This is a genomic window from Jeotgalibaca arthritidis (assembly GCF_011100465.1).
Taxonomy (GTDB): Bacteria; Bacillota; Bacilli; order Lactobacillales; family Aerococcaceae; genus Jeotgalibaca; species Jeotgalibaca arthritidis.
Map to the genome: position 1 here is coordinate 930,512 of NZ_CP049740.1, position 14,727 is coordinate 945,238.

General features: G+C 41.0%; 20 protein-coding genes, 1 other RNA gene and 1 pseudogene. 4 read left to right on the forward strand and 18 right to left on the reverse strand.

Annotation, left to right across the window (positions count from 1 at the left end; genetic code table 11):
• Positions 1-12: 12 nt before the first annotated feature.
• The 12 genes from rsmI to dnaX all read right to left on the reverse strand — a co-directional run bounded on the left by rsmI (position 13) and on the right by dnaX (position 8,285).
• Positions 13-885 (reverse strand): 16S rRNA (cytidine(1402)-2'-O)-methyltransferase, encoded by an 873-nt coding sequence (gene rsmI, locus G7057_RS04625; protein ID WP_166161694.1) that lies wholly within the window; start codon positions 883-885, stop codon positions 13-15.
• Positions 863-1,144 carry a GIY-YIG nuclease family protein gene (locus G7057_RS04630; RefSeq protein WP_166161696.1) on the reverse strand — a complete coding sequence of 94 codons (282 nt, stop codon included), beginning with the start codon at positions 1,142-1,144 and terminating at the stop codon, positions 863-865. The genes rsmI and G7057_RS04630 overlap by 23 nt, the downstream gene beginning before the upstream one ends.
• Entirely contained in the window at positions 1,134-1,904 is a 771-nt protein-coding gene (locus G7057_RS04635; RefSeq protein ID WP_227004659.1) for a tRNA1(Val) (adenine(37)-N6)-methyltransferase, read from the reverse strand. The genes G7057_RS04630 and G7057_RS04635 overlap by 11 nt, the downstream gene beginning before the upstream one ends.
• A complete protein-coding gene (locus tag G7057_RS04640; RefSeq protein ID WP_166161700.1) occupies positions 1,901-2,254 on the reverse strand; it encodes a DNA replication initiation control protein YabA in 354 nt (117 codons plus the stop codon). Before G7057_RS04640 ends, G7057_RS04635 begins: the two co-directional genes overlap by 4 nt.
• Before the next feature lie 42 nt (positions 2,255-2,296).
• Positions 2,297-3,103 carry a PSP1 domain-containing protein gene (locus G7057_RS04645; protein WP_076768089.1) on the reverse strand — a complete coding sequence of 269 codons (807 nt, stop codon included), beginning with the start codon at positions 3,101-3,103 and terminating at the stop codon, positions 2,297-2,299.
• Positions 3,104-3,118: 15 nt separating this feature from the next.
• A complete protein-coding gene (gene holB / locus G7057_RS04650; RefSeq protein WP_166161702.1) occupies positions 3,119-4,099 on the reverse strand; it encodes a DNA polymerase III subunit delta' in 981 nt (326 codons plus the stop codon).
• An 8-nt stretch (positions 4,100-4,107) separates the two neighbouring features.
• Complete coding sequence (locus G7057_RS04655; protein WP_166161705.1) at positions 4,108-4,437, reverse strand: cyclic-di-AMP receptor; 330 nt, start codon at positions 4,435-4,437, stop codon at positions 4,108-4,110.
• 22 nt (positions 4,438-4,459) lie between these two features.
• Positions 4,460-5,104 (reverse strand): dTMP kinase, encoded by a 645-nt coding sequence (gene tmk, locus G7057_RS04660; protein WP_166161707.1) that lies wholly within the window; start codon positions 5,102-5,104, stop codon positions 4,460-4,462.
• 66 nt (positions 5,105-5,170) lie between these two features.
• Positions 5,171-5,479, reverse strand: a complete 309-nt coding sequence (locus tag G7057_RS04665) for a DUF2508 family protein (protein WP_166161709.1) — start codon at positions 5,477-5,479, stop codon at positions 5,171-5,173.
• Positions 5,480-5,501: 22 nt separating this feature from the next.
• Entirely contained in the window at positions 5,502-6,098 is a 597-nt protein-coding gene (gene recR, locus G7057_RS04670) for a recombination mediator RecR (protein ID WP_166161711.1), read from the reverse strand.
• A 32-nt stretch (positions 6,099-6,130) separates the two neighbouring features.
• Positions 6,131-6,445, reverse strand: a complete 315-nt coding sequence (locus G7057_RS04675; RefSeq protein ID WP_076768076.1) for a YbaB/EbfC family nucleoid-associated protein — start codon at positions 6,443-6,445, stop codon at positions 6,131-6,133.
• A gap of 13 nt (positions 6,446-6,458) precedes the next feature.
• Positions 6,459-8,285, reverse strand: coding sequence for a DNA polymerase III subunit gamma/tau (dnaX, locus tag G7057_RS04680; protein WP_166161713.1), 1,827 nt, complete (start codon positions 8,283-8,285; stop codon positions 6,459-6,461).
• A gap of 221 nt (positions 8,286-8,506) precedes the next feature.
• Here dnaX and G7057_RS04685 point away from each other — a divergent pair, with 221 nt between their 5' ends.
• Both G7057_RS04685 and G7057_RS04690 read left to right on the forward strand, forming a co-directional pair.
• A complete protein-coding gene (locus tag G7057_RS04685) occupies positions 8,507-8,848 on the forward strand; it encodes a general stress protein (protein WP_166161715.1) in 342 nt (113 codons plus the stop codon).
• Positions 8,849-8,937: 89 nt separating this feature from the next.
• Positions 8,938-9,501, forward strand: a complete 564-nt coding sequence (locus tag G7057_RS04690) for a general stress protein (protein ID WP_166161717.1) — start codon at positions 8,938-8,940, stop codon at positions 9,499-9,501.
• Positions 9,502-9,817: 316 nt separating this feature from the next.
• Here the strand turns inward: G7057_RS04690 and ffs are convergent.
• Both ffs and tadA read right to left on the reverse strand, forming a co-directional pair.
• Positions 9,818-9,904, reverse strand: an RNA gene (gene ffs, locus G7057_RS04695) — signal recognition particle sRNA small type.
• A 47-nt stretch (positions 9,905-9,951) separates the two neighbouring features.
• Positions 9,952-10,476 carry a tRNA adenosine(34) deaminase TadA gene (tadA, locus tag G7057_RS04700; protein WP_166161719.1) on the reverse strand — a complete coding sequence of 175 codons (525 nt, stop codon included), beginning with the start codon at positions 10,474-10,476 and terminating at the stop codon, positions 9,952-9,954.
• Between the two features lie 114 nt (positions 10,477-10,590).
• Here tadA and G7057_RS04705 point away from each other — a divergent pair, with 114 nt between their 5' ends.
• Entirely contained in the window at positions 10,591-11,472 is an 882-nt protein-coding gene (locus G7057_RS04705) for a helix-turn-helix domain-containing protein (protein ID WP_166161721.1), read from the forward strand.
• Positions 11,473-11,574: 102 nt separating this feature from the next.
• The gene (locus G7057_RS04710) at positions 11,575-12,546 is read left to right on the forward strand and encodes an L-threonylcarbamoyladenylate synthase (protein ID WP_166161723.1); all 972 of its coding nucleotides are present in this window, start codon (positions 11,575-11,577) and stop codon (positions 12,544-12,546) included.
• A gap of 120 nt (positions 12,547-12,666) precedes the next feature.
• On the opposite strand, the gene G7057_RS04715 is transcribed toward G7057_RS04710, so the two are convergent.
• The 4 genes and pseudogenes from G7057_RS04715 to G7057_RS04730 all read right to left on the reverse strand — a co-directional run bounded on the left by G7057_RS04715 (position 12,667) and on the right by G7057_RS04730 (position 14,727).
• Positions 12,667-13,380 (reverse strand): GntR family transcriptional regulator, encoded by a 714-nt coding sequence (locus tag G7057_RS04715; RefSeq protein ID WP_166161725.1) that lies wholly within the window; start codon positions 13,378-13,380, stop codon positions 12,667-12,669.
• A gap of 79 nt (positions 13,381-13,459) precedes the next feature.
• Positions 13,460-13,786: pseudogene (locus tag G7057_RS04720) on the reverse strand (family 1 glycosylhydrolase); the annotation flags it as partial.
• A complete protein-coding gene (locus G7057_RS04725) occupies positions 13,750-14,235 on the reverse strand; it encodes a carbohydrate-binding protein (RefSeq protein WP_166161726.1) in 486 nt (161 codons plus the stop codon). The gene G7057_RS04725 and the pseudogene G7057_RS04720, both read right to left, overlap by 37 nt.
• Positions 14,236-14,373: 138 nt before the next feature.
• Positions 14,374-14,727 (reverse strand): hypothetical protein, encoded by a 354-nt coding sequence (locus tag G7057_RS04730; RefSeq protein WP_076768059.1) that lies wholly within the window; start codon positions 14,725-14,727, stop codon positions 14,374-14,376.

A 14,727-nucleotide genomic window follows, 5' to 3' on the forward strand; every position in this document is an offset into this window, starting at 1 on the left:
GATCTCCCCCTTTTAAATCTGGTGGTAAGCTTGGTAAACCTCTTGTTTTTTAATATTACGTTGCTTAGCAACTTGTTTAATGGCATCTTTCGACGACAATTGTTCTGCTGCCATTACTTCTTCAACATGTTCTTTTAAGTCTTCTGGAAAATCAACTACTTCGGCAACTTCCTCAGCGTCCGGGTTGCCTCCAACCATCAGACAAATTTCGCCTTTAACGACGTTTTGGTCTAGCCATTCGAGGACTTGTCCTGCTGTTCCACGAATAAATTCTTCGTAACGTTTCGTTAATTCACGACAAATAACAATCTGTCTATCCGTTCCTAATTCGGCGGCTAGATTTTCAACAGTTTCTTTCAAGCGATAAGGTGATTCGTAAAAAATCATCGTTTCTTGCTTGTTCTTCAATAATTGCCATTGTTGACGTTGGTCTTTTTTCTTACGTTTTAAAAAGCCAATAAAGGTAAACGGCTGTGGTGATAAACCGGATGCAATTAGAGCTGTAATCCCTGCGTTGGCACCTGGTAGTGGGACAACAGGAATAGCCGCTTCGATACAGGCAAGGACCAATTCATGTCCTGGGTCACTAATGGATGGCATGCCGGCATCACTAACTTGAGCGATGGAATCGCCTGCATGTAAGAGCGTGATTAGATGCGGAATGCGTTCTTTCGTATTATGTTCATGGAAACTAAGTTGCTGGGTGTCGATGTCAAAATGGGTCAATAGCTTTCTCGTGTTGCGTGTATCCTCTGAAGCAATCCAATTCACTTCTTTTAATACTTCAACCGCGCGAAAGGTCATATCACCCAAATTACCAATCGGTGTTGGGACCAGATAAAGGGTTCCAGTTGGGTGTGTTTCATAACTTTTCTGTGTTTCCATTTCTTCCCACCTTCTCTTCCTTTTGTTTGCGTGTTAGTTTTTTAAAGGCTGCTTCTGCCTTTGTGGCTTCGCTGCGCGTGGCAAAGTCTTCATGGTAAATCATATTGACTGGTCGTCTACTCTTTGTGTATTTACAGCCGATACCGGCGTTATGTTCTTTTTCCCGGCGAAGTAAATCTGTTGTATAACCGGCATAAAAAGACTGGTCACGGCATTCTAAAACATAAAAGTAGTGACGGCTCTCTTCTTTATTCGCCAAACAAAATCGCCTTCACTTCTGTTGAATAATCGCCCGTCTCATCATGAACATAAAATGGTGGTAGTATCTTCAAGCCATCTGGTTTCCCGTCTTTAATCGCTTCAATTAAGATCATATTAGCGTCTTTATTTGTCTTTGGATAAATAAATTGCAGGCGTTTAGGTGCTAAACGGTTCGCTCGCATCGTATCTAAAATCTCCAATAAGCGGTCTGGTCGATGAACAAAATAGGCTTTACCATTCATCTTCAATAAGTGGCTTGTTTTTTTCATTAGTTGGTCTAAATTCAGCTTCACTTCGTGGCGCGCAATGGTGTAGGCTGAATGGGTATTTTTCGTACTCGATGGGATGTCCTTAAAATAAGGAGGATTACAACTAATCACATCCACTGAGTCAGCTGGAATGTGGTCAGTAATATTATTAATATCGGCGTGTACGAAAGAGACACGCTCTTCCAATTCATTTAATTGAACAGTACGTCTAGCCATATCGATTAAACGGTCTTGAATTTCAACTCCAATAATGGGATTTTTAGTCTTTCCGGTTAATAAAAAAGCTACCGCACCATTTCCCGAGCAAAAATCAACAATTTTTGCCTGACGGGTTTTAGGTACGGAAGCAAAGTTCGCTAGTAATACCGCATCCAAAGAAAAGGAAAAAACGGATGGACTTTGGATAATCTGAATATTTTCCTTTTTAAGTAGATCCAATCGTTCGTCCGCTTTTAATAATACTGGTTTCTTTTGATTTGATTCACTCAATGACGTTGCTCCCGTTCTCCGTAGATGACATCCAAACAGAATACGCATGATTCATCATCCATGCGTCGGCTGCCGTAATAGACATTACAGACGTGGAAGCCATCTTCATATAATTTTTGCAGATTCAATCGTGATTTAGACATTTCCGGTTCAATGGTAGCTGCGTTTTCTTCCATTTGTTTGGTTAAGAAATCGACACGATCCCGTAAATGCTGATTTTCAATCTGCAAGGTTGTATTTTCTTCGATTAGCTGATTTAATTTCGCCTGAATATCAATAATGTCTTCTCCAACTGCTGAGACGCGACTCTCCATCCGGTGAAACTGATCAAACAAGGCTCGTTTATCCATTTTACTCACTCACATTTTTCGTTTTCTTCTTAGCTACTATAACTATACTAATTCGCCTTTTAACTCTTCCCAAGTGTAATCGGCTGTTTTCTTATTTTTAAAAAAGCGAACGGTCACAACTTGAGATAGAATATTAAGAGCTATCACTTTGCCACGACCTTCTGGTGTTTCAATTTCTTGTCCATAATCAGGCATGCTACGTTTTAATTCTTCATAGGTATCATTTTCAAAATTCAAGCAACACATTAAACGACCACAGATACCTGAAATCTTAGTGGTATTTAATGATAAGCCTTGATCTTTAGCCATTTTAATGGATACTGGTGAGAAATCGCCTAAGAATGTTGAACAACAAAGGGGACGTCCACATGGACCTATACCGCCTAATAGCTTAGCTTCGTCACGAGAACCAATCTGACGCAATTCAATCCGTGTTTTAAAAACGGCTGCTAACTCGCGAACGAGAACACGGAAATCAACACGGCCAGGTGCGCTAAATAAAAAGATTAGTTTTTGACGGTCAAAGGCATATTGTGCTTTAATCAGTTTCATATCTAACTGATGTTCACGCGCACGTTCCTTGGCTATGCGAAGGGCTGTGTTGGCATCATCTTTATTCTTAGCTTCCCACTCTAAATCATCGGTCGTTGCACGACGGATAATCGCTTGACTGGGATAGGCTGTATCTTTTTGATGACAACGTTTTGATGCAATGACAACTTTGGCTATTTCCAAAGTTTCACCGTACTGGACGACTACTTTATCATTCACGGCATAGGTTTCATTGCCTGTTTCATAATAATGGATGGTTCCATTGGTAATAAACCTAAGCCCCATAACTTCCTTCATGATTTTGCGCTCCTTTTAGCGACGTGATGTTTGAATCACGATACTCTCTAATAATCCTTGAACTTGAACATTGGCATTTATTGCTTGCTTAGCTTCTAAAATACTCTCAATTGCCAAAATAATCGCTTGACTGCCTCTTAACTGGCGGCCAACCATCTGATAATCCTCTAATCGATTGGCATGGACAATATCAGCTTGGTTGCCAAAGCTAGCATACAATAGATCACGATAATGAAACAAGAGCAAGTCCAAGAAAAATAAACTATGGCTTTTTTCTTTTAAGGCATCCATCACATGGGTTTGCACATAGATAAATGCCATATCATCGCCAGTTGCTAACAATTTAAACCACTGCCAACTCAACTCACGCAGTAAATGAAAGTGTTCATCAGCTGCTAAAGCTTTAGCTTCCTCACTATCATTAGTAATAACTGCTAAAACATCCGCATCCGTTTGGTTTAAACCTTCAGCTAAGAGCAATGCCGTCATCATTTGCCGTTTCAATGGCTGAAAATGAATAATCTGACAGCGTGACCGAATAGTGGGCAACATATTTTCTTTTACAGTGGTTAATAAAAATAAATAAGTGTCTTTACCCGGTTCTTCTAGAAAGGTCAGCAAGCTATTGGCTGCACTGACCGTCATTTTTTCGGCATCATCAATGATATAAACTTTCTTATTGCTTTCAACTGCACTCTTTGAAAATTCAGCCTTTAGATGGCGTATCTGATCGACCTTAATAGATTGGCCGTCTGGCTCCAACTCAATCAAGTCGGGCAAGTTGCCTTCCTTCAATCGTTGGCAGTTTCGACAACTTAAACACGCTTCGCCATTTGTTGGCTGTTCACAGAAAATACAGCCGGCAATCCATAGGGCTAGCTCTTTCTTGCCTGTTCCTCTTGTCCCTTCAAACAAATAGGCATGACCTAAGCGTTTATTTCGGATCGAGCGGGAAAAAAGCGCCATCAGCTCTGGCTGCTTTTGTTTAATGGCCATCTCGCTCATTAGAATCTATGGAAACTTTCTACTGGTAGAACGAATACTGTTGCGCCACCAACATGAACTTGCATTGGGTAAGGAATGGTACTGTCTAAGGATACATCCAAGTTAACAGGCGATGTGGTATATTGCTCTCTTGATTCACAGTTAACTTTGATAATGTTTAGGACCTCTTCAACACGGTCGTCTTCGACCCCGATCATAAATGTTGTATTTCCGGAGCGTAGAAACCCACCACTTGTAGATAATTTCGTTGCACGAATATTTGCCTCTACTAACTCGTCTGATAGTAATGCACTATCTTTATCTTGAATTACAGCCATGATCAGTTTCATATCAATCTCCTCTTTCTACGTTTCATTTTTTATCTGTTGATAGGTACTTGGTAATATGGTCGATACAGCTTTTTGCTACCTCTTCGGGGGTCTGGCTGCCATCGATTTTTACAATACGATCCGGATGCTGGTCAAGTAATTGCAAGTAACCTTCTCGTACTTTTTCATGAAAAACAAGTGTTTCGCGGTCCAAGCGGTTATTTTCTCGGCTATCTTGATTCTTTTGAATCCGTCTTAGTCCTTCTTCTGGGCTAATATCGATATAAAGAGTCAAATCCGGTTGTATTCCGCCTGTTGCGAAGTCATTAATTTGAAAAATACCTGCTTCACCGATGCCTCTGGCGTGGCCTTGATAGGCAATAGAACTGTCAACGAAGCGGTCACACAAAACAAGGTCGCCCTGCTCTAAAACGGGAATAACCTTTTCAACCAGATGCTGGCGGCGACTTGCTGCGTACAACAAGGCTTCCGTTCTAGGATCCATTTCAGTATGTTCTGGATCTAGAACAATCGTGCGGATTTTTTCTGCAATTGGGCTGCCACCCGGTTCACGAGTTGTGACAATTTTTTTGTCCGTATAAGCAGGCAGTGCGCGAACAATCGCTTGAAGTGCTGTTGTCTTGCCCGATCCATCTGGACCTTCTAAGGTAATAAATATGCCGTTCATGTTATGCTCCTTGCTTGTATAGTCTCATTATACGCTACTCATCACTCTTTTTATAGGCAGTAGCGTCTAGTCTTGCGTAAATAAATGATCTTTTTGATAACCTCTTTTTTTAATACGAAAGGCTTTTGCTTTTTTAGGGGCAGACATATCTGCTGATATGTGGCGTTTGCGCGCTTCCTTCAACAAGCAGAGGTATTTTGCACCTTCGATTTTTCTTGCCATATATAACTCATCGGATACATCATAAGCGGCCTCTTCCAGCTCTTTTAGCAACTGATACTTTTGATAAATATCTTGCATAGTCGCTTTGAGTTGCTCATCCACTAGCCGTTTTTGATGGTTATGCTTGCGTTTTTTCAGTAAGTGGAAAGGCATGGCCTGATCGTCTCCTTATCTTTTATAGCTCTCTTCTGCCATCAATGGCTCTAAACAAGGTCATTTCATCTGCATATTCAATGTCACTGCCGACTGCTAAACCGTAAGCCAAGCGCGTCACCTTAATGCCAGCTGGTTTAATCAGACGTGACAGATACATAGCTGTCGCTTCGCCTTCAGCTGTTGCGTTAGTCGCAATAATCACTTCATCAATGGCCTCTTCTTGCAGCCGTTTAATCAAGTTAGGAATATTCAAATCTTCCGGACCCGTTCCTTCCATCGGCGATAACACACCGTGAAGAACATGGTAGCGACCATTGTATTCCCGAATTTTTTCCATCGACATAATGTCGCGTGGGTTTTCGACTACGAGTACTGTTGCGGCGTTTCGCGTCTCATCCGAACAAATCACACACGGATCACTTTCGGTGATGTTGCCACATTTCGAACAATAATGGAGATCTCGCTTAGTTGATAGCAGCGCATTAGCAAAGTGAACAACCTCATCTTCAGCCATATCCAAGCAAAAGAAAGCGAGACGTGCTGCGGTTTTTTGGCCGATACCAGGCAACTTCATAAAGCTCTCAATTAACTTTGCAATTGGTTCTGGGTATTGCATGTCTTCTACGCTCCTTTATCTTGTTTATTGGTTTAGAATCCTGGCATTCCCTTAGCAAACTTACCTAATTTTGCTGTTTGGTCTGCTTCTACTTTTTCTAAAGCAGCGTTAGTTGCCATTAAAATTAAGTCTTGTAACATGTCAACATCATCTGGGTCAACGGCTTCTGGTTTAATTGCAACATCAACGACTTTTTTATCGCCTGTCATGGTCACTAAAACTAATTCGTTAGCTGCAGCTCCGACATATTCTGTTTCATTTAAAGTTGCTTGAGTTTCCTCGATTTGTTTTTGCATTTTTTGCATTTGTTTCATCATACCTTGCATATTTCCCATATTTCCACGCATATATTATTCGCTCCTATTCATTAATAACTGTAATATTTTCTTTTCCAAACATACTGATGGCTTGTTCCACCACTTCTTGTTGTTTTTGCTCGTCTTCATCAGCTGGACTCATCTCGATAGCCATATCCTCATCGAAGAGTGGTGGCGCATCGTTATCATCGTAGTCTGCCAACGGACCTGCTTGTGCAGCAGTTTGCGGCTCGTTTTCGGTTACGGCTGGCGCAGCTTGTTGACGTGACTTCAATTCTTGTACATAGCTCTTACGCAGAGAGGCCCATTGTTCAGCCGTTACGCAAACAAATTCACCTGGTCGATTAGACATACGCCCAATTGCCTCTTCGAGAGCTACTTGTAACTCCATATCTTCACTAGCTTTTTGACATAATATTTCATAATCAAAGGACAAAATACAGGCTTCGCTATTCGCTGCTACTGGCTCTGCTTGTCGTAAGACAGCACGTTGTGTGACAGACAAAACATCCAAAATATCAACCCAATTATCTTTGATGCTGACTAATTCTTTTTTAGATGCTGTTTTCATAATAGCTTGAACCCGACCTAAATTAGGTTTAAATCCTGCCGCATTTTTAGCAACGGCTGGTCGTGGCCTGGCTGGTTTTACTGGCTCAGCTGCAACTGCTCCATTCTTCATCGCTGCTAAAGCTGTCGTTAATTCTTTCTTTAAGGCAGCTAGTTCCTTTTCAAGTCGGCTTACTTCTGCTGAATCAGCAGGAGCCGCCGTTTCGTTAGTAGTCTGAGGCTTAACTTTTTGTTTAGCTAGCTTCACCGCCAAGACTTCTAAATATACGTCTGGCTGAGTTGAAAAACGCATATCCTTTTGCGTTTGGCTAAACTCTTCAATCGCTTGATATAAAAAAGTCGGCTCAACCGCCTGTGAGAACTCACGAAAAGCTTGGCTATAACGCTCTTCTAAATCAGACTGACCTGCTTGCTTGTAAACTAATAAGTCGCGGGCAAACAATATCATTTCTTCAATAAAGCGCCCTGCTTCTTTGCCTTTTTCTAAAATATCGTGAAGGATATGAAGGGCTTCTTCCGCTTCAGATTGGGATAATGCTGATAAAAAGTTCAACATCATCTCTTCTGTTAGGCTGCCTGACACTTGAATGGCATGGTCAAAAGATACAAAATCAGAATCATAGGAAATGACTTGATCCAGCAAACTTAAGGCATCCCGCATCCCACCATTGGCAGCACGGGCTACCACATGAAGCGCTTGGCTGTCGTATTTAATAGCTTCTTGTTCTAAGATATAAGCCATACGATTAATAATGGCTTGATACGTAATTCGTTTAAAGTCAAACCGTTGTGTCCGCGAAATAATCGTCAGCGGAATTTTATGCGGTTCAGTCGTCGCTAAGATAAAAATAACATTGGCCGGCGGTTCTTCGAGTGTCTTCAATAGCGCATTAAAAGCGCCAGTTGATAACATATGAACCTCGTCAATAATATAAATTTTATATTCTGCTTGGGTAGGGGCATAGCGCGCTTTGTCACGAATATCTCTGATTTCTTCAACACCATTGTTGCTGGCAGCATCAATTTCAATGACGTCGTTCAATCGGCCTTCTGTAATTGACTGGCAGATATCACAATGGTTACAAGGTTCGCCATCTTCTTGGTTAGGGCAGTTAATTGCCTTGGCGAAAATCTTAGCCGCACTTGTTTTCCCGGTTCCTCTTGGCCCAGTAAACAGGTAGGCATGGCTGTTTTTCCCTTGTATTAAAGCATTCTTCAATGTTCGGGTGACCGCTTCTTGGCCTGCGATATCGTCAAATCGCTGTGGACGCCAAACACGGTACAGTGCTTGATAGCTCATTCTTCCCCCTCTTTCCCTTTGGTCTTCATTTCTTCATTATACGTTAAAAACAGGAAAATAGAAAGGGTTCCCTCTTTGGCAAAATCTTTTAAAATCATTGATAAATCAAGGATTTTTCTCTTTAAAAGCTTAGTGCTAGCGTATTTTTACTTTTCATTGGATAATAGACTTATAAGATCTAATGGAATCATTTTGATTGCCCGATTTGAGGAGGGATAGACATGAAACTGGAACTCATGCACCGATCAACATCTATTGCTGACGTGATGGCTGTTGTCGACCGTTTACGAGAAAATGGCGTTAACAAAGATGCGATTTATGTTATCACTAACCAAGCGACTAAAGAAACCATCCACCGTAACTATGACCTTAGACGACAAGACGGCTCTGTTTTTTCATCTCACCGTCTCTTAGCCAATATCAATTGCATCCTTCATCTACAGGAATATGAAAGCTACTTCAACAAACAACCTTTATTTGACACTGAAAACAATCCGCTAACAGACTATCAACAGGCCATTGGCTATGGTAGCATGGTCGTCTTAGTCGCAACGACTCACTGACCCTTATTCTTTGCAGTCCCATCTTTTTTTCGATAAACTGATAGTGTAAATGATTCATAATCGAGCTTTAGGAAAGTTGAGGGATTAAGATGACCTATTTTATCAAAGGACCCTATACAACCGTTACCGAAGTAAGAGACGCCATCACGCAATTACAAAAAGAGGGCTATCCAGACAGCTCCTTGACTATTGTTGCTGACAAAAAAGACCATCTTCTCCAAATCCAAAAAGAAACCCACGTTGCCGTTAGACAAGATGATCTTGCTGACCTTACCGAAGAAAAGGATTTACCTTTGTGGGAGCGGTTCGCCCATACCTTTACCGGTTTCTTTACTAATCAAGATACGATTGACCGTGAAAGTCAAATGGAAATGGATGAGGACCGAGAGGAATCACCTGATGAGTTATTGCTTCCTTATCACCGCGACTTAGAAGATGGAAAAATTCTCATTCTAGTTGAGGATTTATTGAATCGCGATGCGAAATTAAATTTGGATCGTCAGCCAGATGATGTCCAATACAATGTGCCACCATCAGATGCGATGATTGATGCTACATTCGAAACAGAATCACATCCAGACGTCACCCATAAGGAAGATGTTTTAGATGAGGAAACAACGTATACGCCGCCAAGCGAAGGCGATCGTCACTAACCTTAGTAAATCCCCTTTTAGCCAAGCCGATGAAACGTCATCAGCTTGGCTTTTTACATATAAGAAAAGCGGACAAGTCCGCCTTGGCCTATGAAAAAATAGGAAATTTGACCCTGAATTGTCAGGAGACTTCACGCTTCAGCGGGTTAGTCGAATGATATGCGTTAGTGAGCAGCGAAGCGCGCAATGGGGCAAATTTATCTTTTTTTCACTAGGTCAGGACTTGAGAGCTAGACATTGATGGCTGAACTTATAATCCCCTAGTCTACAAAAAAACCCAAGACAGCTGTCTTGGGGTTAAAGTTTATTTAAATAGAAATACTTACAGCACATGGCGGATCAAGTTTATAGCTGCTTCCTTCCGGACCTGACTCGATTCACAAGACCACCATTGCCATAAGGCCTTTCGGCAAAACTTAGTATAGCATAAGTCTAAGCCCTTTTGCAAGCTCATGACTCGTTTTCAAGTTGCTGTTGGTGAACGCGTTTTAAGTGATTACGGCGCTCTTCTTTACGTTGCTTGCGTAAATTTCTAAAAAAATCTTGTAGCAAAGCTTTGCACTCCGCTTCTAAAATCCCTACTTCTACTTGCGACTGGTGATTAAACCGCTCATCCTCTAATAAATTCATTAATGTTCCAGCAGTCCCGCCTTTTAAATCGGCAGCGCCATAGTAGACTTCTTTAACGCGAGACAATATAATTGCGCCGCTACACATGGGGCATGGTTCTAAGGTAACAAACAAACTGGCATCTTCTAACCGCCAATTTTTCAAATGGTGATTAGCTTGACGAATGGCACTCATTTCTGCATGGGTCGTTGCATCATGGGTTGTTTCACGTTCATTATGGCCACGACCAATGATTTCGCCATCCAAAACCACCACCGCGCCAATCGGAACTTCACCCAATTGTTTGGCTTTTTCCGCTTCTTTTATAGCTTCTCGCATAAAGCCTTCTTTTTCTTCTTGATTCATACGACACCATCCTTTTTCATCCCTAACTATAGCATATTTTCTTTCCAAGATTTAGCAATTCTGCCAGGATAATGATAAAATAAAGCTATTATGATTTGATTGTGAGGGAGCATTTTGATTGAAGACTTACTAGAAGACCTATTTCCAGAATTAATCATTAACCACTCGTCCCGAATGGGTGACGGCTACTTTAGTGTTCCCTACGAAGATAACTGGCTGCACTTCCCGGCTGATTCCATTTCTGACCGTGAAAAAAAACTAATTGTCCAACTAACAACACCAGAAGTGATTCATTTCAAAAAACAAACTAATCGCTGGGCGCGGTTTCTGCTTGAACAGTCTAGTGATATACCTACTAACGCTAACAAGGTCCAACTCTTACAGGTGTCCATCAAACACGCCGATGATGACAGCTTCGACTACCAACTATGGTTAGATGCTTTTAAAAATACCTTGAGTTTTGTAAAAGACGGCTTCTTTATAACCGAGACGTATGGTGTGTTAGTCATTGATAACCCTAGCCATATTGACCTCTTAGAAGAAATTGAAGGCATTTTAAATGTCTTGGACGATGATTTTACTGTTCAAACTACCGTTTATTTAGGACAAAATTGGCCAGTTGATAACCAACTGCCTGCCTTATTCGCTGAGGAACAGCAGATTTTCATGAACCGCCGTTCTCACTACCAGCACAAAAAGATTGCCACCTTAGCCGAACACGCTATTACCTACTTTACTTATGAAGCTGCTTCAAAAAGCACGATTCTTCACCATTTGAAAGAAGCAATTTTTGCCATTGATGGTGGCAATGAATTAGTCATGGCCATGTGGCAAAATCTTGGTAATATTTCTAAGGCTGCTAATGACTTGTATGTTCACCGCAATACTTTGCAATACCGTATTGATCGTTTTTTCCAAGAGACGGGTGTTAACTTAAAAACCATGGATGATCTATTGCTCAGCTACCTAGCCATTCATGCCCGCTTTGAAAAATAAACTTTTTTACTTCAATTAAGTAAAGATTTTTGCTTTTTTCAAAAATGAGCGCATAATACATAAGGTGTGTAGTGATATTTAACCTTGAGGTGACTAATTAAAATGATTGAAGAATGTATACAATTACAAATCGACCAAGCTATTGATGCCTTAGCAGAAGGCGAAGTGGTCGTTTTCCCAACTGAAACAGTTTATGGCATTGGTGTCGACTCAACAAACTATGAGGCGGTTGATCGTTTATTTGAAGTGAAACAACGACCAAAAGATAACCCGGTTACCCTTCATGTTTCGGATGTTGATATGGTAAAGGCAGTCGCATATGTGACGGATGATGCGCAAACGTTAATGGCTGACTTTTGGCCAGGAGCATTAGCAATCATTCTTGAAGTCAAAGAAAATACTGTTTCGCCAAACGTTAATGCCGGTAAAAAGACAGTCGGTTTCCGCTTACCCGATAATGATATTGCCAAACAACTGATTGCAGGGTTAGGCAAACCTGTCGCTGGCACATCAGCTAATGTATCGGGACAATTGTCTTCGACTTCTTTTAAACAGGTAACGGAATATTTCCAAGATAATGTGGCGGCCTTTATTGATGGTGGTCCATCCCAAATTGGAATCGAGTCAACCGTTATTGATTTAACGACTGATGTACCAACGATTATTCGACCAGGTAGCATCACTAAAGAACAAATCGAGCAGTCTATCGGAAAGTCGATTGCCGAAAAAACAAGCGATATTGCCCAAAAGTATGCTCATTATACAGTTGAGAGTGATGTCCTTTATGGATCAGCTAGCGACATCTTAGCTTCTATCGACCTTTTGAAAGAAAAGAATTTTGGTGTTCTAGCTTCAGAATCAACGATTAACCAGTTGCCAGCTGAACTAGCGGAAAAAAGTTTAGCGATTAGTGACGATATTCAAGAAGCATTGAGCCAGCTATATAGCTCTATTGCCGAAATGAATACTCATCCAGACATTAATGGCTTCGTGTTAGAAACTCGTTTGAATGACGATTCAGCCTTTAACAATCGGGTCATTTCTGTTGCGCAAAATCAAGCATTGCTTCACTAGAAAGCGCTTGGGCTTAGGCCCAAGTGCTTTTCATCTGCCTTAGTGTAAGATACAGCTGATATTTGCCGGCTGTATCTTACTTCTCTACAAAAAAACGACCAGCTCTCGGCTGGTCGTTTGTTAGTTTCGAGTAAAAATCATTTGAACGGCATAAAAGTCATAACGATGGACTGATGTTGATAGCTCAAAGGCTTCGCCAGTATTGAGGTAACCAACTTGCTCTGCTACCGCAACAGGATCACCTTTTTCTAGACCTAGCTTTTCAGCCTCAAAGTCTGTTGCCTTACGGACACTAACGGTTCGGTGGGCACTTTGGATGACTAATTTCAATTCGCTCTCAATATAGTTATATATCGAACTCTGAACGTGTTCCATTTTTAAAGAAGGAATCACATCAATCGGCATGTAAGTTTGTTCAATAACACGCGGCGTCCCGTCAACTAGACGGACACGGTAAACGTCGTAAATAAAACTGCCTTCTGTGACATTTAGTTGAGAAGCGATTTCCGGTGACGCTGTTCGAACTGAAAAATTCAATACATTACTGCTGATTGCTTTGTCCTGATTCATGGCCGACATTCCTCGGAATTGGTTGGCCATGTGAATATGCTTCATCTGGCTCTCACCCAAATCCTTCACAAATGTACCTGAACCTCTTCGCTTAATCACAAGTCCTTCTGCCACTAAGATATCTAAAGCGCGTTTAATAGTCATTTTACTGACACCATAATCGACACACATTTCTTTTTCTGACGGCAATTGCTCATTAATCGCATAGACCCCTGTCATAATTTTATCGCGGATATCATTGGATATTAAGACATATTTTTGCATATTTCACCTCTTTCGACCTGTTTTACAATCCCTATCTATTTTACTCTATTTTTAAACATTGTCGACTTTTTTTAAAAAATTAATCAATTATGAGCTCTTGCAAGTGATCTGGCAGATTAAAGCCATTGTCGTCAGCCATTTGTTTATACCAGTAGCCAGATTTTTTAATGGTTTTAACTTGCGTATGAATATTGGTCGAAATCAAACCATAGCGGTTGCGGTAGGCATTTTGCCAAGACCAACAATCAATCGGTGTCCATAGATGATAACCAAAGCAAGCTGAGCCTTCTGTTATCCCTTTATGCAGCCAACTCAAGTGTTCTTGAATAAACTGGATACGGTAGTCATCTTCAATTTGGCCGTCTGTGTTCAAATAGCGCTCTTCGCGCGACACACCCATGCCATTAACCACTCAGCCTCTTCTATCTGAGAAGGTCGAATATCGTTACCTTGATTATCTGTTTCCCATTGATTCATCTTATTCACCCAAATACGTGGAAATTCCACCAGTTGGAATTCTGAAAAAGGTAGCTCACTGTCTATAAATAGGCTTCTTTGGATGGCTGCGCTATTGCCTTCAACAGGATAGTAATGAAGATAAATTTGATAAAGACCAGACTCAGCGACTTCAAACTCATATTCGACTAAACCCGCTTCATCAACGAGTAAGGCATCACCACTTACCCCTTCATAATCCGTTAGAATAGTCGTATCCATTCCTTCTGCTCTTGAAAAATCGGTTGCCGGTATCCTTATCTCTGGAACAGCATGCCCATCTAATAAGTGGTTAGTGATATAACTTTGATAGTTTTCAACTGTTGTGTAGGCATCCAATTCGGCTTCAAATTCTTCCAAACTTTGCACTTCCCGAATACGGCCATGAATACTTACCTAAGATTAACGATGATTACAGACATTTTTTAATGGATTAAGACAAAAAAAGGAAGCTGAGATATTTTTCTCAACTTCCTTTTTAAGTTATAAAACTCTTTTTTACTTGTTAAAAATGTCTTCAACCGTATCAACGACATTGCCTTTGTAGTCTGATGCTTTATCTTTTACGTCTGAGAATGCATCTAGAGCAGCGTCTTTCCAGTTGCCAGTGTGGTCAAAAATCTTTAATAAGGTGTCGATTTCACGATCACTCATGGCATCCACAGCCTTTAAGACTTTTGCACTTCCTTTGAATTTATTTTTAACGAAACTTTTTACACGGTGGCGATTAATATACGAACCAATTCGATCCACTGTGTCTTCTTCATAGGCAACGACAGCAGCAACTGCAGCAACCGCCGCTGTGGCAGCAAGTCCAACTAATAATGCTTTTTTTGAATTTTTCATACTCAT